The organism is Nitrosospira multiformis (assembly GCF_900110185.1).
In the GTDB taxonomy this organism is placed as follows: domain Bacteria; phylum Pseudomonadota; class Gammaproteobacteria; order Burkholderiales; family Nitrosomonadaceae; genus Nitrosospira; species Nitrosospira multiformis_A.
The window spans coordinates 1-22,339 of sequence record NZ_FOCT01000018.1; the positions used below are offsets into that span (position 1 = coordinate 1).

At 47.5% G+C, this 22,339-nt stretch carries 20 protein-coding genes and 1 pseudogene; 14 read left to right on the forward strand and 7 right to left on the reverse strand.

What is annotated here, in order from left to right:
* The first annotated feature begins 203 nt into the window (after positions 1-203).
* The gene (locus BMY01_RS15110; protein WP_439331412.1) at positions 204-947 is read left to right on the forward strand and encodes a DUF932 domain-containing protein; all 744 of its coding nucleotides are present in this window, start codon (positions 204-206) and stop codon (positions 945-947) included.
* Between the two features lie 71 nt (positions 948-1,018).
* Here BMY01_RS15110 and BMY01_RS15115 read toward each other — a convergent pair whose 3' ends face one another.
* The 4 genes from BMY01_RS15115 to BMY01_RS15125 all read right to left on the reverse strand — a co-directional run bounded on the left by BMY01_RS15115 (position 1,019) and on the right by BMY01_RS15125 (position 4,228).
* On the reverse strand, positions 1,019-2,326 hold the full coding sequence (locus tag BMY01_RS15115) for a Y-family DNA polymerase (protein WP_074748959.1): 1,308 nt from the start codon (positions 2,324-2,326) through the stop codon (positions 1,019-1,021).
* A 1-nt stretch (position 2,327) separates the two neighbouring features.
* Entirely contained in the window at positions 2,328-2,585 is a 258-nt protein-coding gene (locus tag BMY01_RS18465) for a LexA family protein (RefSeq protein WP_254772785.1), read from the reverse strand.
* A 53-nt stretch (positions 2,586-2,638) separates the two neighbouring features.
* The gene (locus BMY01_RS18470) at positions 2,639-2,800 is read right to left on the reverse strand and encodes a hypothetical protein (RefSeq protein WP_254772779.1); all 162 of its coding nucleotides are present in this window, start codon (positions 2,798-2,800) and stop codon (positions 2,639-2,641) included.
* A gap of 666 nt (positions 2,801-3,466) precedes the next feature.
* The gene (locus BMY01_RS15125; protein WP_074748960.1) at positions 3,467-4,228 is read right to left on the reverse strand and encodes an Npun_F0296 family exosortase-dependent surface protein; all 762 of its coding nucleotides are present in this window, start codon (positions 4,226-4,228) and stop codon (positions 3,467-3,469) included.
* Between the two features lie 358 nt (positions 4,229-4,586).
* On the opposite strand from BMY01_RS15125, the gene BMY01_RS15130 reads away from it, so the two are divergent.
* The 12 genes and pseudogenes from BMY01_RS15130 (at position 4,587) to BMY01_RS18870 (ending at position 18,379) form a co-directional block, all read left to right on the forward strand.
* Positions 4,587-5,366, forward strand: a complete 780-nt coding sequence (locus tag BMY01_RS15130; protein ID WP_074748961.1) for an ABC transporter permease — start codon at positions 4,587-4,589, stop codon at positions 5,364-5,366.
* Positions 5,363-6,028: an ABC transporter ATP-binding protein gene (locus BMY01_RS15135; RefSeq protein ID WP_074748962.1), complete on the forward strand. Its 666-nt coding sequence runs from the start codon at positions 5,363-5,365 to the stop codon at positions 6,026-6,028. The genes BMY01_RS15130 and BMY01_RS15135 overlap by 4 nt, the downstream gene beginning before the upstream one ends.
* Positions 6,025-7,191 carry a KpsE/RkpR family capsule polysaccharide export protein gene (locus BMY01_RS15140; protein WP_074748963.1) on the forward strand — a complete coding sequence of 389 codons (1,167 nt, stop codon included), beginning with the start codon at positions 6,025-6,027 and terminating at the stop codon, positions 7,189-7,191. Before BMY01_RS15135 ends, BMY01_RS15140 begins: the two co-directional genes overlap by 4 nt.
* 171 nt (positions 7,192-7,362) lie before the next feature.
* Positions 7,363-9,030, forward strand: a complete 1,668-nt coding sequence (locus tag BMY01_RS15145; protein WP_217638686.1) for a polysaccharide biosynthesis/export family protein — start codon at positions 7,363-7,365, stop codon at positions 9,028-9,030.
* A 148-nt stretch (positions 9,031-9,178) separates the two neighbouring features.
* Positions 9,179-10,061: pseudogene (gene rfbA, locus BMY01_RS15150) on the forward strand (glucose-1-phosphate thymidylyltransferase RfbA).
* Positions 10,058-10,609 (forward strand): dTDP-4-dehydrorhamnose 3,5-epimerase, encoded by a 552-nt coding sequence (rfbC, locus tag BMY01_RS15155; RefSeq protein WP_074748964.1) that lies wholly within the window; start codon positions 10,058-10,060, stop codon positions 10,607-10,609. The pseudogene rfbA and the gene rfbC overlap by 4 nt, the downstream one beginning before the upstream one ends.
* A gap of 802 nt (positions 10,610-11,411) precedes the next feature.
* The gene (locus tag BMY01_RS15165; RefSeq protein ID WP_074748966.1) at positions 11,412-12,545 is read left to right on the forward strand and encodes a glycoside hydrolase family protein; all 1,134 of its coding nucleotides are present in this window, start codon (positions 11,412-11,414) and stop codon (positions 12,543-12,545) included.
* Between the two features lie 54 nt (positions 12,546-12,599).
* Entirely contained in the window at positions 12,600-13,286 is a 687-nt protein-coding gene (locus BMY01_RS15170; RefSeq protein WP_074748997.1) for a class I SAM-dependent methyltransferase, read from the forward strand.
* 156 nt (positions 13,287-13,442) lie between these two features.
* Complete coding sequence (locus tag BMY01_RS15175; protein ID WP_074748967.1) at positions 13,443-14,306, forward strand: class I SAM-dependent methyltransferase; 864 nt, start codon at positions 13,443-13,445, stop codon at positions 14,304-14,306.
* A gap of 306 nt (positions 14,307-14,612) precedes the next feature.
* Positions 14,613-16,451: a GSCFA domain-containing protein gene (locus tag BMY01_RS18155; protein ID WP_217638687.1), complete on the forward strand. Its 1,839-nt coding sequence runs from the start codon at positions 14,613-14,615 to the stop codon at positions 16,449-16,451.
* Positions 16,441-17,949 (forward strand): sialate O-acetylesterase, encoded by a 1,509-nt coding sequence (locus BMY01_RS15185; protein ID WP_175463290.1) that lies wholly within the window; start codon positions 16,441-16,443, stop codon positions 17,947-17,949. Before BMY01_RS18155 ends, BMY01_RS15185 begins: the two co-directional genes overlap by 11 nt.
* Before the next feature lie 202 nt (positions 17,950-18,151).
* Positions 18,152-18,379: an adenylyl-sulfate kinase gene (locus tag BMY01_RS18870; protein ID WP_074748969.1), complete on the forward strand. Its 228-nt coding sequence runs from the start codon at positions 18,152-18,154 to the stop codon at positions 18,377-18,379.
* Here the strand turns inward: BMY01_RS18870 and BMY01_RS15195 are convergent.
* Together BMY01_RS15195 and BMY01_RS17910 are read right to left on the reverse strand one after the other, a co-directional pair.
* Positions 18,376-19,335 carry a glycosyltransferase family 2 protein gene (locus tag BMY01_RS15195; protein WP_074748970.1) on the reverse strand — a complete coding sequence of 320 codons (960 nt, stop codon included), beginning with the start codon at positions 19,333-19,335 and terminating at the stop codon, positions 18,376-18,378. The genes BMY01_RS18870 and BMY01_RS15195 overlap by 4 nt on opposite strands.
* A 1,222-nt stretch (positions 19,336-20,557) precedes the next feature.
* Positions 20,558-20,725, reverse strand: a complete 168-nt coding sequence (locus BMY01_RS17910; protein ID WP_175463291.1) for a hypothetical protein — start codon at positions 20,723-20,725, stop codon at positions 20,558-20,560.
* A 164-nt stretch (positions 20,726-20,889) separates the two neighbouring features.
* Here BMY01_RS17910 and BMY01_RS18165 point away from each other — a divergent pair, with 164 nt between their 5' ends.
* On the forward strand, positions 20,890-21,216 hold the full coding sequence (locus tag BMY01_RS18165; protein WP_139176947.1) for a hypothetical protein: 327 nt from the start codon (positions 20,890-20,892) through the stop codon (positions 21,214-21,216).
* Positions 21,217-21,660: 444 nt separating this feature from the next.
* Here the strand turns inward: BMY01_RS18165 and BMY01_RS17915 are convergent, their stop codons facing one another.
* The gene (locus BMY01_RS17915) at positions 21,661-22,314 is read right to left on the reverse strand and encodes a hypothetical protein (RefSeq protein ID WP_175463292.1); all 654 of its coding nucleotides are present in this window, start codon (positions 22,312-22,314) and stop codon (positions 21,661-21,663) included.
* Positions 22,315-22,339: the final 25 nt, after the last annotated feature.

Below are 22,339 nucleotides of genomic sequence, written 5' to 3' on the forward strand. Positions count from 1 at the left end.
CCTTGCTCATGAGGGCAAGGGCTGTCTCCCCACTCCCGTCGCCCCCAGGGGCGAGGCGAGGAGAGTCCGAATGAGAGGATGTGATTTTCACAGCCTCTCATTCATCAATCACTCTTCAAGGAGGCAATCATGACACTCGTAAGCACTTTCCGTAATCCTGTAGTTTTCCGTTCCGAACATCCATTGTCCGATGAGCAGATAGCGTGGGTCGCACCCTCGTCTTTGCCCAAAGCAAGCATTACAGCCGCTCCAACCGGTACGCCTATATCCCTACCAGCCAAATCCTGCGGGGCCTGCGCCATGAAGGATTCGAGCCTTTCATGGTTTGCCAGGCGCGGGTGCGGGATGAAGGAAAGAGGGAATACACCAAGCATATGCTTCGTTTGCGCAATGCAAGCCAGATCAACGGCGAGGAAGCAAACGAGATCGTCCTGCTCAACAGCCATGACGGAAGCAGTTCCTACCAGATGATGGCCGGAATGTCCCGTTTCGTGCGCGCCAATGGAATGGTGTGCGGAGACACCCTGCATGATATACGGGTGCGGCATAACGGCGATGCCGTGAACACCATCATCGATGGAGCATATAGCGTGCTGGAGAGCTTCGAGACAGTGGGCGAGCAGCTTGAAGAAATGAAATCGCTCACCCTGAATGAAGGCGAGCAAAAGGCTTTCGCACGAGCCGCCTTGACCCTCAAATATGAAGATTCGGAACCGGCGCCGATTACGGAAAAGGATTTACTGACGCCGCGGCGTTTTTTGGATCGTGCAAGCTACATGTGGACGACATTCAGCCGTGTTCAAGAAAACCTTATCAAGGGCGGCATAAGGGGGCGGAGCAAATCTGGACGCCCCATGACTACCCGCGCTGTGACCGGCATTGACCAGAACGTGAAGCTCAACCGCGTCCTATGGGTACTGGCTGAGGAAATGAGAAAGTTGAAATAGCTGTATTACAGGGGGCCAGTATCTTCGACTGGCCCTCAGTATTGTTTTCGCGCTCGCGAAAAATTCAACTGTCAGCGCGCGTGCGCTACCGGCACATCGCTCCAGCGCGTGGTATAGCAGGGCGACATCGCTTCTCGCCGCATGGCCCAGGGCTTGGGAGAAGAGGGAGTAAAAACGGAGACGGTGTTGCGCCCGTAGCGCGAGTTGAGAGCGTCCATGGCCTGCATCAAATGTTGCGACCGCTCGCCCACGCCATGTTCATGCAGCAATGACCCTTGCGCGGTTTGTGCATCATTTATGCCCATGAGCATTACGCCGGCCTTCTTGTAGGCAAAACCGCACCGATAGATTTTCTTCAAGCCAAACAGGGCGGCGCGCACCAGCAGGCGCGTATCCGCGCTCGCATTGGGTAGGGGGATGACGATGCTGCCTTCGTACTGAGGGTCCTGTTCGCGGAAGGGATTCGTCTGGATGAATACCTGGATGGCATTGCATACGCCATCTTGGACGCGCAGCTTCTCACCAGCACTGCTTGCGTGGCTTGCCACTGCTTCGCTTAAGTCGTGCAACTCATGCACGAGTTGCCCAAACGAGCGTGACGAGACAATCTGTTTTTTTGAAGGGGAAATCTCTTCCAGCGCAAGGCAGGAGATGCCGCGCAACTCGTTGCCCGTGCGCTCCATCACTACGCCAAAGCGGGAGCGCAGCCAAGCGGGAGGCGTATCGCGCAAGTCTTTCACTGTTTTGATTCCAGCTGCTTGCAGATGCGTGGTGATACGCCGGCCCACACCCCATACCTCGCCTACGTCGATCGAGGTCATGAGGTCAGCACATTGTGCCTCGTCCATGGACGCCAAGTCGCATACGCCGTTGAAGCGGGAATTTTTCTTGGCGATGTGGTTGGCCAGCTTCGCCAATGTTTTCGAGGGCCCGATGCCTACGCACACCGGCAGCCCGGTCCATTGGCGCACGCGTTGCCGTATGGATTGCCCCATAACGTCAAAAGATGGCCAAAGGCTGTCCAAGCCGCTCAATTCCAGGAAGCTCTCATCAATGGAATACACTTCCATGTTCGGACTGTAATCACGCAGGATCGATACGATCCGGTTGGACATGTCCGCATAGAGCGCATAGTTGGAGGAGAGGGCAACAATATTGCGCTGTTTTGCCAGTGCCTCCATCTGGAACCACGGCGCGCCCATCTTCACGCCTAAGGCCTTTACCTCGTTTGAGCGCGCGATGGCGCAGCCATCGTTGTTGGAGAGCACGACCACTGCACGGTTTTCCAGGGCCGGATTGAAAACCCGCTCGCAACTCACGTAGAAATTGTTGACATCGACCAGGGCGCACAGTCTTCCCTGAGTGGATCCTTGAATCATGTTACACAGCGAAACGCGATACGGCGCCAATCACGACGCCCCAAACCCGCAATTCCTCATGCTCACGCACGCGAATGGGCGGATAAGCAGGGTTTTCAGCCCACAGCTCGATCATGCCATCCATGCTGTAGAGCCGCTTGACCGTGTATTCATTATTAATGACCGCCAAAATGATATGCCCGTGCTTTGGCTCAATGGAGCGGTCCACTACCAGCAGGTCCCCATCATGAATGTTGGCTCCTGTCATGGAATCGCCCATCACCCGGAAAAAGAAGGTGGCGGTCTTGTTTCGCACGAGATAGGTATTGAGGTCTAGCGGGGATCCGCGTAATCGTCCGCGGGAGAAGGGAATCCGGCAGGGATACGATGCAGCAGCAGGGGCAGGAGGCAGAGCTCGGGGGCGGCAGCAGCCGCCGGCAGGGCAGGCAATGATGGCCGGGTACCAGGGGACGCCAGTGGAATTATTATAGTCATGGAGAACAATTGTTCTTGGATGTGTGCCATTATAAGGCAGGGGTCTCGGAGACTACAATCGAGACATGCTGGAAGCTGAGTCCAGCGAGCCAGCAGGTAAAGGTGTAATGGAAACGCGGGAATTATGGAGTTTCGTGCTATCGAGAATAGACGAATAAACGAATTAGGCTGCCTGGTCCTCGCTTAGGTTTCTGTAGATGCAAGGTAAACTGTCATACTTCAATGCCGGACGGAACAGTATGATTCAGGAGAAGGCGCAGCATAACTGATCAGAAAAAGAAAAAGGGATCGTGATACCGAGGGGGGTGGTATAATGAGCCAAATATAGAAGAAGAATAATGCGTAAAAACAAACGCAGTACCACATCATACTTAGTAACTTCAGAAGAAGTTGGCGGCAGAATAATCGTTTTTTATCGCTCTGGGAATGTGACAAATTGTCGCGTGTGACAATTTGTCACAGAGACCTGAGAGACCTCGGGTAAGCATGGCAGGTGGATTTGCCCCGCTATAAGGGGGGATAGGCAATTAAACAGTCCTAATATCATCCCGGTTTTAGAGATTTTCTCCCGGGAGAATCTTCTCCTCTTTCCCCGTTTGCTGCTTGTCACAGGCCACATATGAATTCAAATAGTATTTTGAACCCATGAAACAATTATTGCAGCTTCTAGCCGAAACCAAATTTCGTATTCACCTCAGGCCTAGTGCGACAAGTAACTATAAGCGCAAGCACACCAAGGCCTAGAAGAACTAGGGTAGCGGGTTCGGGAATTTCAGCTATTTCGGCCATTTCAGCTGGAGGAGCGAGAAGATCAGGTTGCAGTGCCACATTGTCGAATTCAAACGCATACCTTGAGCTTGAAGCAATAACCTTGTTAAAGTAATCATCAATAATAACGTTTACATAATAGCTGCCTGCTCCATCCTGGGATCCATCATTGACTATTGATTGAATATCGAGGCCAGTTAGACTGAAGAGAAGAGTATGGTCATCATAGAAAGAAAGGGAGTTGTGGAAATCAACTGAACCCCATAAGAGCCCAAAATATTGATGGTATTCCTCCAATTCCATTATGACCTGCCCCATACCTGTAGTTAGATATTGGGTTTCATTTGGGCCTTCGGCCTGATAGTTACCAAATAACGTTGCACTGCTATCCATAATAATAGGGGCAGCATAATAACCTCCCAGATCCGGAAGACTGGCGACGCCGGCGCCTTTTCCGCTGAACGACACAGTAATCCCGTTGCCAGTAACCCCGCCCGATGCAGCGAGGTTGTCAAAATTTTCGTAGAGTGCCGCGCCACCATCAGGAACACCACCTGCTGTGACAGTGATCAAAGCAGCCATGCCGGCAGAGGATGTAGTCGCGACACCAACGGCAAAAATACTCGCCATCGAATAGATTCGGATCGCCCTGTCCAACATTAAAAATCTCCCCGTAGTGCGTTTACTGTTGATTCTGTAATGAAGCAAAGATCCAAGGATTTGGATGGGGCGAATATACGCACTAAGGGATAATCTGGATATTGGACGAAAGTACAGGACTAATGAAGAGCTAATTGAAGCTCCTGGAAGAGAGGCGTCAAATACAGCCTTTGCTAAGTGATTGCAGGATCTTGCTAAAGATAGATCTTCCATTCTCTCCAGTTCGTTAGGGTTGGCGACAATCTCTCCTTGCCGCCAACTGCCTTTTCGAAGCCTTTGCAACCTGTAAATTTTTACAGCTGTCTCAAGCTCAAACTCTGTAGTTAAATGAGTATTAGCGAAAATTGCAGGGCCAATAGTGTCTCGATCTGCATTTTTAATTACCTGCTCGGTATGGAAGGCTCTTTTTCTCCGCGAGGCTGTGAGTCGGCTTCGGGCGGAGCGTGCGGCATGGTTTTGGTTATTGCTGGAACCCGTGATTTATATCGTTTCCCTGATGGTTGTCTTTACCCTCTTTCGTATGCGAACGGTCGGGGGTATCGACACAGCTGTCTGGCTCATGGTCGGAATGCTGGCGTTCTTTATGTTTAATCGAACCGCTCTGCGCTCAATGAGTGCCATCAGCGCTAACCAGGCCCTCTTTGCATATAGGCAGGTTAAACCCGTGGATACCGTGCTGGTACGCATCTGCCTCGAAGGTTTCTTAATGGTTCTGATCACCATTATTTTACTTAGCGGAGGTAGCCTATTCGGATTAGACGTCAGTCCGGCAGATCCCCTGGCCGTGTTGTTAGCATTTTTTGGACTGTGGCTGCTAGGGGCTGCTTTCGGGCTAATCGCTTCGGTTGCAGTTGTGCTGATTCGCGAGGCTGGAAAAGTCATCGAATTTTCCGCGAAGCCTGTTTACCTTCTTTCAGGAGCTATTTTCCCTATTGCTGCGGTACCTTCCCCTTATCGGGACTGGCTCGTATTTAACCCTGTAGCACATGGGCTGGAAGCGGCGCGACTAGGTTTCGCGCCTTACTATCATGCCATTCCAGAGCTCAGCATTACCTATCTCTACGGCTGCTCATTGGCAGCCTTATTCTTTGGATTGAGCCTGCATCAACACTTTCGAATCAGGCTGATCACGCAATGATTATTCTTGAGGACGTATATAAGCGGTACCAAACGGATCATGGTCCGGGGAAATGGGTATTACAGGGGATATCTCTAGTCATTCCCGAGAAGGTCAATGTGGGCTTGATTGGTCGTAATGGTGCTGGCAAATCAACTTTACTTCGTTTGATTGGAGGAGTGGATCAGCCGAGCCGGGGGCGTATAGAGAGGGGAGGCCGGGTTTCCTGGCCCATGGGTTTTGGCGGGGGTCTGCAAGGTTCTCTTACCGGGCGTCAGAATACCAAATTCGTTTGCCGTATTCATGGACATGAAGAGGATCTTCAGGACCGTATTGCCCAGATCCAGGATTTTGCAGAACTTGGGGATGCATTTGACGAGCCGGTACGCACGTATTCTTCCGGCATGCGATCGCGCCTGCAGTTTGCGCTTTCTCTTGCCATCGACTTCGATACGTATATTTCTGATGAGATAACTTCGGTAGGCGATGCCGCGTTCAGGCAAAAAGCAGCAACAGCATTCAAGAATCTGGCAGGACGCGCCAGTCTCATTATGGTGTCCCATGGAGAGGCGATTCTCAAGCAGTTTTGTACAGCAGGTATAGTCCTTCAAGGGGGAATGGCTTACTGGTTTGACAATATTGAGGATGCCTTGAGGGCATATAAAGAAAGTTTGCCCGTATGACTACGCTGCCCCACCCGAGCCGATTCGGTCAGATTCGAAAAAGCCTGATCGAGCGGGTACAACACTTGATCACTCTGCAATTGTTACGGCGACACGTTTTCAGAGTAGCCGCTATTGCCTCCGTTACTGCTGCCCTTTACTGGATACTCATAGCGTCGGATCGATATGTTTCTGAGGGACATATCGTTATTCAACACACGGACCTCACGGGGAGCCAGAGCACAGATGTTGCAAGCTTGCTTGGGGGAATAGGTGGGATCAATCGTGCGGACCAACTGCTCCTGCGTGACCATCTCCTGTCTGCCGACATGCTCCAAAAACTCGATGCCAAGCTCAATCTGCGCTCACATTATAGCGACTGGAGTCATGATCTTCTGTCTCGAATGTGGTTCGAGAATGCCTCAATCGAAAAATTTCATGACTATTATCTCTCTCGAGTAAGTGTCGAACTTGATGACTATAGCGGTATTTTAGTTATCAAAGCTCAAGCATACGATCCGAAAATAGCCCATGGAATCACAGGGATGTTGGTTGCAGAAGGGGAGCAATTCATGAACGCGATGTCCCATGACTTGGCTCAAGAGCAAGTTGATTTTCTTGAGAAGCAGGTGGCAAAAATGGGGGAACGTACGATCGAAAGCCGTCAGGGGGTACTAAGATTCCAAAACGAGAATGGACTGCTCTCTCCACAAGGTACCGCTGAAAATATTGCTGGCATTGTCAATGACCTTGAATCCAGGCTTGCAGAGTTGAGAACCCGTCGGAGCGCAATGCTGGGCTATTTAATGCCCAATAGCCCTGATCTCAAGGAGATTGCTTTGCAGATTGCCGCAGTCGAGAAACAGATAAACAAAGAGAGAACCCGACTGGCAACGCCTAACGGTAACGCACTTAACAGGAAAGTGGAGGAATTTCAGCGATTGCAACTGAATGCAGAATTTGCGCAGGACATTTATAAAACAACACTGATGGCTCTAGAAAAAGGAAGAGTCGAGGCAACACGAACACTAAAAAAAGTTTCTGTGTTGCAAACTCCCAGCAAACCCCAGTATCCACTTGAACCGCGGCGAATATATAACTCCATAATCTCCATACTATTTGCATTATTTGTTGCCGGCATCATTCACTTGCTCGCCGCGATCATCCGCGATCACAAGGACTAACTGATGCTCTCGTCTGCTTTTCATTCATCGTCTTTTCCCAAGCTACGTAATTTCTATAGACTGGCTGGATGGAAATTACCCTCGGTATTCTTCATCAAAGTCCTATTGTTGGCACTGATAACACCTGCGAGCTATTGTGCCAACACTGACCCATTCGGGGCGGGACAAATATTGAATCTGCCATTTGCAGGCACTCCCGCACCAGGAAAATCTGCTCTTACATCGAAAGAACAGAAAACAAAAGAAGCACCCCAAAAAAAGGATTCAGCAGAATCCGCTACTTCTGAAATTCAGACACGGCCCCCTCAGTTTTTTGATTATTCCGCCAATTTGAACAGCGATGTTTTTGGAGCAAATCTTTTTACAGGAGCGTTTGCCCGGCAGGGAGCAACCCAATTCAACCCAGACTATCTCATTGCAGTAGGTGATCAAATCCAGGCGCGTTTCTGGGGTGCCTTCGAGCATGAGGTCATGCTTACGGTTGATCCAAAAGGCAATATATTTCTGCCGCACATTGGCCCTGTCCGGGTTCTGGGAGTACGTAATCAGGATCTCCAGCGCGTGGTGGAGTCCGCTGTCGCCAAAACCTTCCGCGCCAATGTCAATAGTTATGCCAGTCTTGCTGCCGCTCAGCCGGTGCGCGTTTACGTGGGAGGATTTGTCAATCGCCCCGGACTCTACAGTGGCACAAGCATGGATAGCCTTCTGCACTACCTTGACCAAGCAGGCGGTATCGACCCGACTCGAGGTTCTTTCCTCAACGTACAAGTAAAGCGCGGCAGCGAGATACGTTCTACAGTCAACCTTTATGATTTTCTTCTAGACGGAACTATGCCCCTCATCCAGCTTGGTGATGGCGACGTCATCTTTGTTGCCCCAAGACAGCATACCGTCAAGGTCGGTGGTTTCGCGGAGAACGCCAAGCGTTTCGAGTTCGAAGGAGAGGGACTCACCTTGAGTCATCTCATAAAAGTCGCTAAACCAGGAGCGCAGACAACGCACGTGCGGGTAGTGCGAAATACCGGCATCACCCGGAATGTTGAATACTATCCGTTGCTTAATGCCAATCACATATCTCTTCAAAATGGGGATGAGGTTGAATTCACCGCGGATAAGAAGCCTGGAACGATTACCGTACGGGTAGAAGGCGAACACCTAAGTGTGCAGGAATACGTATTGCCATATGGAGCGAGACTTGGTGATCTCCTCGACCAAATCGAGTTTTCCAGCCGCTCAGATGCCGATAGCCTACAACTTTATCGGCTCAGCACTAAAGAACGGCAAAAACAGATGCTCCAAACTTCTCTTAAAAGTCTCGAGGCTGCTGTTCTCACGGCTCGTTCGGGTACTAGCGAGGAAGCGCATCTGCGCACGGAAGAAGCAAATCTCATGTTGCAATGGGTGGAGCGCGCAAAATCGATCGAGCCCACTGGTCAGGTAGTGATCGCAAAGGCCCCTAACCGAGACGAACTGCTGCTGGAAAACGGCGATATTTTGCGAGTTGCTGCGGAAGATGGACTAGTGCTGGTAAGTGGCGAGGTGCTTTTTCCCACCACAGTGGCATTTGACCCTCGCTTAGGCCTCGAAGAGTACATTGAGCACACAGGTGGTTATACGCAAAACGCCAATACCAGCCGGATAATCGTCGCGCATCGTGATGGCAGCTTTGATGACATGACAAGTGGTTTCTTCGGCTTTGGCGGCAGGGGGCAAATACGGGCCGGTGATGAAATACTAGTCCTGCCAAAAGTGGATCAAAAGTGGCGGCAGTTCGCGAAGGAGGTTGCCCAGATTATCTTCCAGATTGCTTTAAGCGCCAGAATGGCGACAAGGTTTTAAAAATGACTTTAATAACAGGTGAGACGGAATTCATCGCCCCAAGAATTCGCGCCTAGATAATTCCAAACTACAACATACCTTCCACCTAAACCTGCCATCCTAGGAGAGCTGTGGAACGTATGCTTACTGAAATACTGAGGCCATCATAATGCTCCAGCGCAAAGGAATCATCCTCGCCGACGGTTCCGGTACCAGACTTACCCCGTGACCAAGGCAGTATCTAAACAATTACTGCCCATATACGACAAGCCGATGATCTACTACCCCTTGAGCACGCTAATGCTGGCAGGCATTCGCGACATACTCATCATCTCCACGCCCGATGACACCCCACGCTTCGAGCAATTGCTGGGGGATGGGAGTGAATGGGGGCTCAACCTGTGCTATGCCGTACAGAACAACCTTGACGGCCTGGCACAAGCATTCATCATTGGCAGCGATTTCATCGGGAGTAATCCAAGCGCACTAGTGCTGGGGGATAATCTGTTTTATGGACACGATTTGCATTTGCAGTTGCGCCGGGCAACGAAAGGCGAGAGGGTGCAACGGTATTTGTCTATCACGTTCAGGATCCTGAGAGATACGGGGTGGTTGCCTTTGATTCGCATAATCGTGTCTGTTCTCTGGAAGAGAAACCCGCTCAGCCGAAGAGCAACTATGCGGTAACCGGTCTTTATTTTTATGATAACCAGGTCATTGATGTCGCAAGCGCACTCAAGCCTTCTGCCCGGGGTGAACTGGAGATCACCGATCTCAATCGAATTTACCTTGAGCGCAATCAGCTTAACGTAGAGATTATGGGGCGAGGCCATGCATGGCTTGACACCGGCACGCATGAGAGCTTGATAGAAGCCAGCAAGTTCATTGAAACCATTGAGCACCGCCAGGGACTTAAGATTGCTTGTCCCGAAGAAATTGCCTATCGTCAAGGGTTTATCACAGCAGAGCAATTAGAAAATCTAGCACAACCATTCATCAAGAATGGCTACGGGCGGTATCTATTGCAAGTGCTGGATGAGGCGCTGCTATGAAGGTAATGCCTACCGCCATTACCGACGTTTTCATTCTGGAACCCCAAGTATTTGGCGACAGTAGGGGGTTCTTCCTGGAAAGCTTTAATCAAAAAATGTTCCAGGAAACTACCGGGCTTACGGTGAGTTTTGTTCAGGATAACCACAGTCGTTCTGCGAAGAGTGTATTGCGTGGCTTGCATTATCAAATTCGTCAACCACAAGGCAAGCTCGTACGTGTAGTGCGCGGTGCTGTATTTGACGTGGCGGTAGATATTCGTAGATCGTCTCCGACTTTTGGGCAATGGATTGGGGTAGAGCTGACGGAGGATAACCATCGCCAATTATGGGTGCCACCAGGGTTTGCTCATGGATTCTATGTGTTGAGCGACAGCGCAGATTTCTTGTACAAAACCACAGACTATTACTTTCCCGAGCTTGATCGCAGTCTTTTCTGGGCAGATCCGAGCATTTCTATTTCATGGCCTGTTGAAATTGGCACGCAACCCCTTGTCTCAGCAAAAGATGCAACCGCACCAAAACTGAGCGAAGCCGAAGTCTTTTCCTAAAACAAGCCTTTTGCGCTGAGTCTTCCGCTTGTCGTCTTTGAAATCTTATTAGCTCCAAGTGATCAAGCCAGTCGAGCTTTACGTGAAACTATTTTCAATCACCCACGAGGTGCAGCACTCGGTAGTACTCCAGATTTAAACTGTCATTGCTATTTTCCCTATACCCTCTAAATTCTACGATCTGATTTAGAGTAAAATCGATAGTGAAGGTGGCAGGTTTCCAAATTCCTCCTGACATATAACCATCTGAATAAGGGGTAATCTGGGAAGTGAGTGAATTGCGATTTGCCAGTATAATCATTGGAGCTTCGGCAGTCTTCGCATACCAAGTTCGAGTAAAAATCGTTGCCCCTCCCACACTTATCGTAAATTTCTTTAAGCTTGTGCTCTGGGTAAACGTCCATAAAGGCTCAAATTGCAGAATACTATTGGGTCCCAATATCGATGCTGGGATCCTAAACCAATCTAGTACTTCGTCAACTTTGGTCATTGCACAGGATTTAATAATTGCTGAGCTCGCAAGTACCTCAGCAGACTATACATCGTATCGACCTGCAAAGGTGCAAGTATTTTGTAATGACCAAATGGTATATCAGGACATTGCTTGTTTACCCAGACCGGATGTGAAGAATGCAGGCTTACATATCTCCGGATATTGTGGATTCAATATACAGCTAAAGAACTTAAAGCTGAATGATAGTAATTCCAAGCTAACTGTTTTTATTGAAAATAATAAGATATTGGGTCAGGTTTCACTTAAAACTAAACCTGAGCCAGCTTCTTTGATGTAAATGACTAAAAAATGATTAGCCAGATTACAGCCGTTTTTAGGATGCTCTTTCAGCTACAACGCGTCTTAGTCAAGTATTACGTTGTAATGGTAATTCTGAGTACCATAACTTATGCCGATGTGCTTAAAGCGTCAGAAAACTCAGGTACGAATGCCGTAGTAGTTCGGCCTGGCTATGATTATGCCGCTGCATTAATGAATGAATCTGAATCAAATAAGATATGGTGGTGTGGGAATTTGCCTGGCTTTTCGGGTGATCAAATCCTTTATCTGGATAATCTTGATGATCAAACTCATTACACCAGCTCCGATGAGCGAATAAAAAATGTTTTCAGCCCTTCCGGAAATAAGGATAGATTTGATAGCGAACATACTTGCGATCCTTCTGTTATTCGCGTTGATGGCCACTACTATATGTATTACAGCGGGATCGATGTTCTTAAGAAACGGATACTGAAGCTTCCTAATCCAACCGCCATTGGTGTTGCTGTAAGTATGGATGGATTGCATTGGACTCGTGAAAATGACGGTGTCCCTATCGTGAAGGCGGTTAGTACTACCGAGGGAAAACGAAATACATATGGTGCGGGCCAACCTGCAGTTGTATTTGTTTCTCCCTACTACTATATGTTGTTCACAGATACAACAGCTCCAATTGCAGGTTCCAATATCGGAGCCAATCTTTTTGTCATCAGATCACGTGATCCACTGTTTTCAACATTCGAAGAGCTGTTGAAAGAAGGTTTTATGCCGACAACTAATGGAGAAATTAAGAGAAATTACAGAGTTGTAGATGGATTTACGGCGGAAATGGTGTTTATTGAAGAGTGGAATCTATTTATGGTTGCAGTTAATAGAGAACCAGGTGCAACGTGGTTATATTTTTTTAATAGAGATTTTCAACCTGTAAGTGATAGGGTATCCGTAGAAAATCAATGGTCTGAAGGGCCAGGAATTTTGAGAGATGAACTGGGCCATATTCGCCCAGCGTCGAATGGTATGGTGACTCTCACGATAATTAGTCCAGTTGGAGACCGCAAGAAACCGCAAACATGGGATCTTTATTCCACTGTAGTTGAGCTAGAGAGAATTGAGGAACCGCTAACTATCAAAATCATTCCTGGAGCATCAATTAAAAAGCAGTAACGCTTAGGAGCCAGTCGAAAACTTTTATTTATTATGGAGGAGGAGAAGGACAAGATGGCTCAATTCCATTATGTAGAAGATTATGAACGCCTCGTATCAGATCTTGTTGCTCGATACCCTATTGATGAAGCAATGTCTCTGGCAGTCGGCGGAGGGTACGACCAGATAGGAGAAATACTCTCTGAGATATTAATTCAGAATGGGTTGATAAATGGCATGAAGTTGATCGATCTGGGTTGTGGTAGCGGGCGGGCTGCAAAGGCTATCAGTAAACGTCGGAATATTGAATATTTAGGGATTGATATTGTGGAAATGCTACTGGATTATGCTAAAACAGTATGCCCTTCGCATTATCAGTTTCGGCGCAACGTGAACCTTAAAATAGAGGAACCGGAGGGAATAGCTGACATGGTATGCGCATTCAGTCTCTTTACTCATCTTCTTCATGAGGAGACGTACATATACCTTAGAGAAATTCATCGGTGCTTAAAGCAGGGGGGCAAGCTAATATTTTCCTTCCTGGAATTTCATCAACCCACCCATTGGGGCATATTTGCGCACACGGTAAATGATAGATATCTCGGCAAAACTTCTCATTTGAACATGTTCATTGAACGTAATGTTATTGAGAAGTGGAGTCAGGCCTTAGGTTTTCATCAACTATCATTTGTCGACAGTACAGATAAGCGGTGGAACGGTCAGGCATTGGGGCAATCAATTGCCATTTTGACGAAACCGTAATCGGTAAAACGAGGATACGAAGATTATTAATGCCAGAGCTTGGGTTTTGGTAAATAGAAATTGGATTTCGTACATTTATCTGAGCTTAAGACTATAGAAAGACTGTGACAGCAATAATTTTGCTTCGATTGATATTTTGATAAAAAGCGACCTGATATGCAGTACGAATCATGCGATGCTAAAAATCGGGCCGATTATATATTGGCAAATATTGATAAGGATGGAATTGGAATAGAGATTGGGCCTAGCCATCGCCCCCTTGCGCCGAAGAGGATGGGTTATAGAACTCATGTAATAGATCATATGACAAGAGATGATCTAAAGATTAAGTATGAAAACGCTAATGTAGCTCTAGAAAATATCGAAGAAGTGGATTTCGTATGGCGAGGCGAATCGTACGCAGAATTGACTCAGCAGTCTGGGTATTACGATTGGATAATAGCATCACACGTGATCGAGCATGTTCCGGACATGATAGGATTTTTAACTGATTGTGATGAGATTCTTAAGGATGAGGGTGTACTCTCCTTAGCTATTCCAGATTCAAGATTTTGTTTTGATCACTTTAGGCCAGTTTCGTCCCTTGGTAGCGTCATAGATGCAAGTCTGGAGGGGCGAAAGTTAAATTCCCCCGGTATGGTTGCAGAGTTTTTACTCAATGCAGTTAAACGCGGAGGAACGATTACTTGGCCGCGAAATAATACTAATGAGTTCTCATTTATTCATGGAATAGAAGGGGTACGAAATGCAGTTAAAAAAGTTACAGAAGAAAGAGCATATATTGATGTTCACGTCTGGTGCTTTACACCCCATTGGTTCAGATTGATGATTGAGGATTTGTACGCGCTTGGTTTTATCAATATGAGAGAAATAGATTTTTTCGATCCGGGTACGCATGAATTTTACATAACTTTAGGAAGTCACGGTAAAGGTCCGGGTATGTCACGACTCGCCTTGCTGAAAAGGGTAAATATTGAGCAATTACGGGCGGATGCAGCAGTCCAGTGTTCAAACGAATAGGGAATAGAATGAAGTATTGGGTGATCAGCTTTAGGAGTTGAGGATCAGCCAGAAACTAACTTTTTTGGTACTTTATCTTAAAGAAGAGAGTTTGCAAGGAAGAGCGACTGCAGGAAGAGAATGGAAAGCTCAGAAGCTAATTGCGGAGACAAGCTGCAGGAAGTTGACCCAAAAAGCCCCTGAGCGGATCGATAACTAAACTTTGTAGAAGGACCTTGCCCTACTCTCCGGGGCACATCAAAAAATAAATACTTCCGCATCGTCCCAATTAGATTGCAATAACTATTATTTCTATGAGAGTGCTGGATGAAAATAACTGTCATTGGTATGAGTCACATTGCTGCGCTACAGCATGCCTGGATTAAAAATCCTCACTTAGTTAATGACGCTAGATTTCAATTCATTCAGCTAAGACGGCATGAGTTCGGTATGGAAAATGCCAACTATTCTCCTGAGGACCTTGCCGATCATCATCGATCACAACTCTCAAGGGAAATTACCGAGGCAGCAAATAGGGCTGATCTCATTGTGCTTTGTATACGTGGAAACATTCTCTCTGTGATAGGACTGACACCTCTGCCCGGAAAGGTCTTAAACCTGACAAGTTCGACAATTTCGGATGATATCCAACGATTGTTGCATGAAGATATAGAAATCGATAATAAGTGGTTGAGATTCTTTTCTCGATGCACGACAACAACAAAAGTAATAATACCCCCTCCACCCCCAATTAAATCAGAGGAGTGGATTCGTGCTCACCCTGGTGCTTTAGAGGAAAGATTCAAGCTATATGGGATTCGGCCAGCATCTTACAGATTGAAGCTCTGGCGCGTTTATTCTCAAATGCTTCGGGAGCAAAGCCTCCTAAACTCCACTGGATTTATCGACACCCCTGAGGCTGTTTTAACGGATGGTTATTTGAAAGAGATTTATGGAAGCCCTCACCCAAATCATGCTAATGCGGCTTATGGTGAAATAATGATCCACCACATCGTTCAGCTTATACGAACACCCAACTGGATTACGAACATCTCGCTGTCCGCGAGTCGGGATAGCAACGGTCCTGAGATGGACAAAGTCAGCCTCGAAAAGCGCAATCGCCAACATCCGTATCAACATCTTCCAGATCGGGCTTTCTGGAAAAAAGCTGTTGCTGAAACGCCTTCTAGCCAGCTAGATCCTGTGGGAGAAGTGAAGTTCAAGATTAAGCGTTCCGATAAAGTTGCAACGGCGGGGAGTTGTTTTGCCCAGCATATTTCAAAACGAATTTGCTCCATGGGTTTTCATTTTCTCGTCACAGAAAATTGCATCAGCAATGACTTTTACAATTTTTCTGCTCGCTATGGGAATATCTACACCGCCCGTCAACTCGTCCAGTTGTTCGATCGAGCTTTTGGTTATTTCTGTCCCCTAGATGATCACTGGTTGCGATCAGATGGAAATTTCTGCGACCCGTTCAGACCACGAATCGAGCCGGGTGGATTTGAGTCAGTTGAAAGGCTGGTAGCGGATCGACAATGTCATTTGGCAGCCGTTAGGGAAATGTTTTCCCAGCTCGATATCTTTATCTTTACTTTGGGGCTTACCGAGTGCTGGATGTCTCGTCTTGACGGGGCCGTTTTTCCTATAGCACCTGGTGTGGCAGGAGGCGAATTCGACTCTATGAAATATGAGTTTGTTAATTTCGGTGTGAACGAGATAGTTTCCGATCTCGAGTCCTTCATCCGCAAATTACGACTTATCAATCCCCGAGCAAAACTTATCCTAACCGTCTCGCCGGTTCCACTTGTGGCCACATACGAACCCACCCATGTTCTTGCCGCGACAACCTATTCGAAATCTGTCCTACGGGTGGCAGCTGACATGGTGAGCTGTTCTTATAAGGAAGTATACTATTTTCCCTCGTTTGAAGTCATAACTGGTAACTATAACCGGGGAAGTTATTTTAGCTCGGATTTACGCTCAGTGACGGAGGAAGGCATCGATCATGTCATGACAGTTTTCATGCGCAATCTCACTGAGGACAGCGATGTATCTCTTCCACAAGGCGGTATGACGAATACCAAATCAGTTTATGACAAACAAATGCAGGAAATGGTAGCGCTAGCCCAAACTGTCTGCGATGAAGAATTGCTTGAGCGCTAAGAACAGCACAAAAATTTACTCATCAATTCACCTATGTTGGAGATTCAACCAAAGGTTGTACCTTTGTTTTCTTTTTTTGCTCACCCAGAGCTTAGCTGCGCCTGCACTGGCACAGATAGAACTTGCCAGTCATATCCAAGATCAGATGGTTGTTCAACGTGGTGCGCCTTGGAAAATCTCCGGTACTTCAAGTGATAACATAAGTTTTGACGTGGAGTTTGGGGGGCAGCTAATCAAGGTGCGTCCCTCAGAGGGTCAATGGAAAGCACAGTTTAATGTTCCTTCCGATCTCTCAGGTCCCGTTCACTTGATTATTGATGGAGGACGTCTTGTTAGAAAAGTACAAGTAGGAGATGTATGGTTATGTAGTGGTCAGTCTAACATGGCTCTAGGGCTAGGTGGAGTAGCAGATAAGAACGAGATTATTCAATCCCTAAATGGTAAGGCTATTTATATTTTCCAAGTTGCAAAACCCATAAGGATTCCGCAACCTAACGCAGGTAGGTGGATGAAGGCTTTGTCATGGGGAGGATTCTCAGCAGTTTGTCTGGCATTTGGCGCCTCACTTTACGATCGTATTAACGTGCCCATTGGTCTCATTGATGCAACCTTAGGCGCAACATGGATTGAGTCTTGGATAAGTGCAAGTAGCATTTCCATCGCCTCATCAGCCCAAGCAGCCATTGCTCGTTTTGAAAATGCTGCTAAGCAGCGAAAAATAAAAGATCTTAGAGCAGATACGTATGGGATTGATAAACCTTCCCAGTTATTCGACCTGATGATTGCCCCTCTAGGGAAGCAAGCTATAAAGGGCGTGCTATGGTACCAAGGAGAAGGGGATGGAAGAAATGGTACTAACTACGCTGAATTGCTATCACTATTAATCAAGGATTGGCGGACAAGATGGAATAATCCGCAATTGCCTTTTATTGTCATGCAATTACCAGGATTTGGAGTGCCTACGGCGGGTCTAGACCTAGGAAGCGACTTGGCTTTAGTGCGTGACGCACAGCGTATAGCAGTAGCTTCTTCTGCGCCAGCCGGGCTTGTTGTTTCAGTCGATTTAGGTGATGGCACGATGCATCCAAAGAAAAAATTACCATTTGGACAGAGGGCATCAAATATAGCTTTTGAGTTGGTATATAACAAAGGCTCTGAATCTTTTATACCTATGCCAACAACAATGGATATCACAGGCGACACTGTTCAAATTAAGTTTGAAGGGGGCAAAGCGTGTCTGCAAAGTACTCCTGCTCTACCTGATACCATTTTTATATCAGGCGAAGATCATCGTTGGTATAGCGCAGAGGTGAGTATTAGGGATTCATCTATTTATGTTCGAAGTAGTCAAGTGTCACATCCAGTAGAGGTACGTTACGCTTGGTCTAATTACCCATTGCTAGGATTATTGACCTGTGAGGGCGGCATACCTGTCACGCCATTTGGGCTCATCATTAGTAATGATAATCGCAATCAAAGCGTAGGAATGACGTGGTAATTTAACGATTATCAATTTTTATTTAAAGCGAGTAGAAGTGCAAAAAGATGATGAGCCAAGGGCAGCAAATTCCACTAATGTCCTTTGGCACCAAGCTCCTGTAACTCGTGAGCATCGGAAGGACCTAAGTGGTCACCAAAGTGTGATTTTATGGTTTACTGGCCCTCTGGGGCAGGCAAGTCCACATTAGCTCACTCATGCAGTGGAAAAGCAGTTATTTCGAATAGGCTGTCGAACCTTCGTTTTTGATGGAGATAACGTGCGTCATGGACTTTGTTCCGATCTGGGTTTTTCCACTCAAGAGCGTGCGGAAAATATTCGACGAGTGGGAGAAATGGCAAAGCTGTTCCTGGAAGCCGGCATAATCACACTTACCTTTTCTTCTACTTATCACACAGTCAGCATTTGGCTTGCAAATATCTTCGGCTAACGGGCTAGATCTTTGCACAAGCTGTATAAGCCATAAGCATACTTATGATAACGTAGCGCCACTAACTGATGCAGGACTGAAGGCAAGCGAAATAATCGAGCATGCGGCAGAGCAGCGCGCACACGAGAAAAAGATAAAATTTCGCCTATACGATGCAAGCAATTTTCGCTCACAGGAAATCCAGCTGACTCTTGTAGAAGCCGCTCCAAGGTCATTTCATAGCTTTGAACTTGCGGCCCATATATTGCTGCGCAAGTTTTACCACGGTTTCTACCACGACGAGGGATCCCCAAGCGATTAGTGGCATGTTGACGGTACGCAATAAGGGGGGATGGCAAGGCGTGCAGGCGTGAGGTTGCGCCAATGAGGAGAGAAATCCAAGCGTCATGCCACATATCAGGTATAGGTAAAATAAGGTCCCGATAAAAAGCTCGAAATGCCAGCGTGGCTCCAGTCACAACGGGGTGTTTGAAAAGAACACCCAAGGCATCACCGTTGTTCATCTGGTTCTGCTCACCTCTGCTGAATCTGAGTGACTCCCATAGGTTGAATCCAAGTGGATGTAAATTTGCGTCTACTACATCCGCATCGGTAAATACCGCCCCTATATTTGCTTCGGCAGTAAAGCATTCGTGGATGACGGCAACTTTATTGGGGTACCAGACGTCATCCTGATCACACAGAAAGATGATATCCCCGGTACACGCACGGATTGCGTTTTCGAAGTTTCTGGTAGATCCAAGGCGTACTCTGTTCTGAGAAAAAGACACAGGGAAGGGTGCGCGCCGGGCGAAATCGAGCACAAGATCAGGTGTGCGATCGATTGAGGCATCATCAAATATGATTAACTCATCCGGTTGCCTGGTTTGCCTGCAAATACTGTCAAGCTGTGATGCTATATAACGCTCTCCATTATAGGTGGTCAGCGCAATGGATAATGAGAGTCGGGTATTCAATCTTTAGGAGTGTTACATGGAAAATCAAGCGGAGTTCTATCGTTTATTTGTTCCCTAGGAATACACGCTGAACTGCTTGAGTGACTACTATGATGTCACTGAGGAGGGAAGGAATCATCAAGATATCAGGTTTGTTAAGGCGTCAGAGGCTGACTATATATACTGCATCGCTCATGCATTAAACATTATAAGGAAAGATGGATCAATCGGATTTCTTGAAGGAAGTAATTGTTCCTGTGTCGCCAAGAAAATTGCCTCTCCCCTCTCTTGTTTTTTTACCCATGATAACGTATTTTATCGTGGGTATTTGGGCCTTAAAATCGAGGTACGGTTTAGTTTAAGCCGACGGCAGTCGCCCCGTCCGGTAACCTTTAGCACGGGAAAAGGCTTGTATGTCCCATAACCCGCCTAGGCGGGTAGACGTACACGCGTTCTTCCTGCAGTCAACAATGTTGAGATAGGTGCTTCGAGTCTTTGATGTAATGATTACAGGATCACCTCTCATAGAATAAGAGCGACATATTGGATTCGCAGTTAGAATTACCTGTGTAATTCTTGTGTAATTGAGCAGCGAAAATTACACAATTCACAAGAATTAAAGAGAACTAATGTGTTTCGCTTCATAGCTTAAATCTTAAAAAATCAATCATTTGAGAAAAATATAGATGTAATCAGATTATATGAATTGAATACTCTTAATCCGTAGGTCGAGCGTTCGAATCGCTCACGACCCACCAATAAAACAAGGAGTTATCGCTTACTTTACGTAACTCATTTTTCTTTTTCCCGAAAATGTAACCGTTTTGTAACCTAGAAATCTCAATAGATTATGTTCATACGGGTCTCTTGCTTATCGATTCCCGAACAAGATCTGCCAATATCAATCTTGCCGTCCTTTCTGCGCTCGTTCTTGGACAATGCGCTTTTCTGCTATTTCCGTCATACGGAACGTTTATATAACCAGCCTCCCAAGTATAAGTTCCCGAGTAGGTTTTGCCATCCACATTACACTCAACGTCGTTGATAAACAGCGGTCTCATCGCTTTGCTTTTGCTCATTTTCATCCCCCTTGTTTGAGTTTTTTCCTATTTTTAATAGTAGGGTAGCCACCCCTTAATTTAAATCAATTTCAGAGCCTCTGGTAGAGTCTTCATCTCTGCAAAAATAAACCCGCCGAAGCGGGTTTGAAAAAGGAGTGTATCGGCAGGGGATGCCCTGCAATCTAAATATAGCAGACAACAAAAAACCCGCTCGAGGCCATCAGCGCGAGATTTCTGGCGTTTGCCTCCTCGAGCTGCTGCTGTTTCCAGGCAAGCTGCTTGTTTTCCCTAGCCAGGCATTCAGCACGTTCGACAGACCATCCATCTTCGTGAATTGCATGGATGTTCATCCATACGACGACGATTACAGCGACAATCAGGCCGAGAACCGTCCCAGCCTTCGCGATCTAGTTTCAGCCTATACTCATGCCTTAACTCATCCAAAATAATCGATTACAGGGCGTTATAATCGCCTACTTTTTGTGCAGTTTTTGCTTAAATGCGGAAAATGGCAATGACGCAACCATCCCGGCATGATCACGAAAATGTTCAGGTCGAGAGGGAGAAGGAAAATCATGATAGACGGGACGTCTCGCAGCGTCCCATCGACCTATTAGGCAGCCGCTTTCTCTTCTGCCATTTTTGCAGCGATGGCGGAGCGGCTCCTGCACACCCCTTACCAACAGATCTTGCAGTGCGACGTACGCCGGGTAATTTAGCTCGAGGATTTGCTTGTTGGTTGAGTGATGATCGCCGTTGGCTGATTGGACGGATGCTGACCCAATCCGTGATCTACAAGCGTTATGGCAAGATACTGCCTCGGTATCTGAGGTCAGCATGATGGTGAGTATGCACGCCGTGATGGGAGAACAGTCGGATCATCGAAACCATCGCGCAGGCTTTTGTCTTAGTAGTCGCGGTGTAGAGCGATCGCCGATACGACGCGGCTGCTGCTGGCGGACGGGCAACTCACCCTCGTCATCACGTAGCCATGCGCTGCTAGATACGCTTGTCAGCAATCATGCCCTGATGCGTGCCGCCAACACCTCGGATTCCTTCCAGGATCAGCAGTTTCAGGAGTGATGCGCATCGGACTATGTCGAGCGGCTGATGCTTCAGACCATCAGCGACATGGCCGCCCGCGATGAACTGAAGGCGGACGTGCTCAATTAGTGCCCGTGGGAAGAAGCGTTCCGTTCGTCGTCGAACGCATCGCGTGGCGCCCTTTGTTTCGACTCCAATTTTTACCTTTTCATGCGAATGCGTATATGGGCGGTAAACGACATTATTGGGGCGGCGGCTGTGGAGCGACTTGTACCCAGTCACTGGGACAATCCTTGACATAAGGGTAATAACCTTCCGATTCCCGGCAATAATACCAATAGCCCGATTGCGGCTGAACCGTATTTTGCGTGTCATTTTGTTCCAGAAGGTTTTGCTGGATGTATACCGGCGGTGCTGCAGGCACAGGTACCGTGAGCGGATATGGATACATGGGTGGATAGGGATAATAAGGCGGCCCATAAGCTAGGGCACCATAACCCAGGTCATATCCTAATCCTAATCCTAATCCTAGCCCTAGTCCATATCCTCCAAATCCAAATCCCAGGCCGTAACCGTAGCCACGATAGAAACCACGCGGCCCGCGGTAGTAACCGAATCCATCCCCACGATAGCGGCCGACTCCACCGCCTCGATAATAACCGCCTCCTCCGCCAAAATGTTCTCCACCCCCATAATGCATTCCTCCGCCGTGCGCCCGTCCCCCCCCCCCGATGTGCCCGCCGCCTCCCATATATCCGCCCCCTCCCATATGTCCGCCACCCCCAAATCCTCCACTTCCATGTCCTCCCCCGCCACCTCCGCGCGCCCATACTGAAACAGCGGGAATCAACCCAAGCATGAGAAGGACAACGGACATCAATTTAATCTTCTTCATACAGATCTCGGTCTCTATCGGTCCT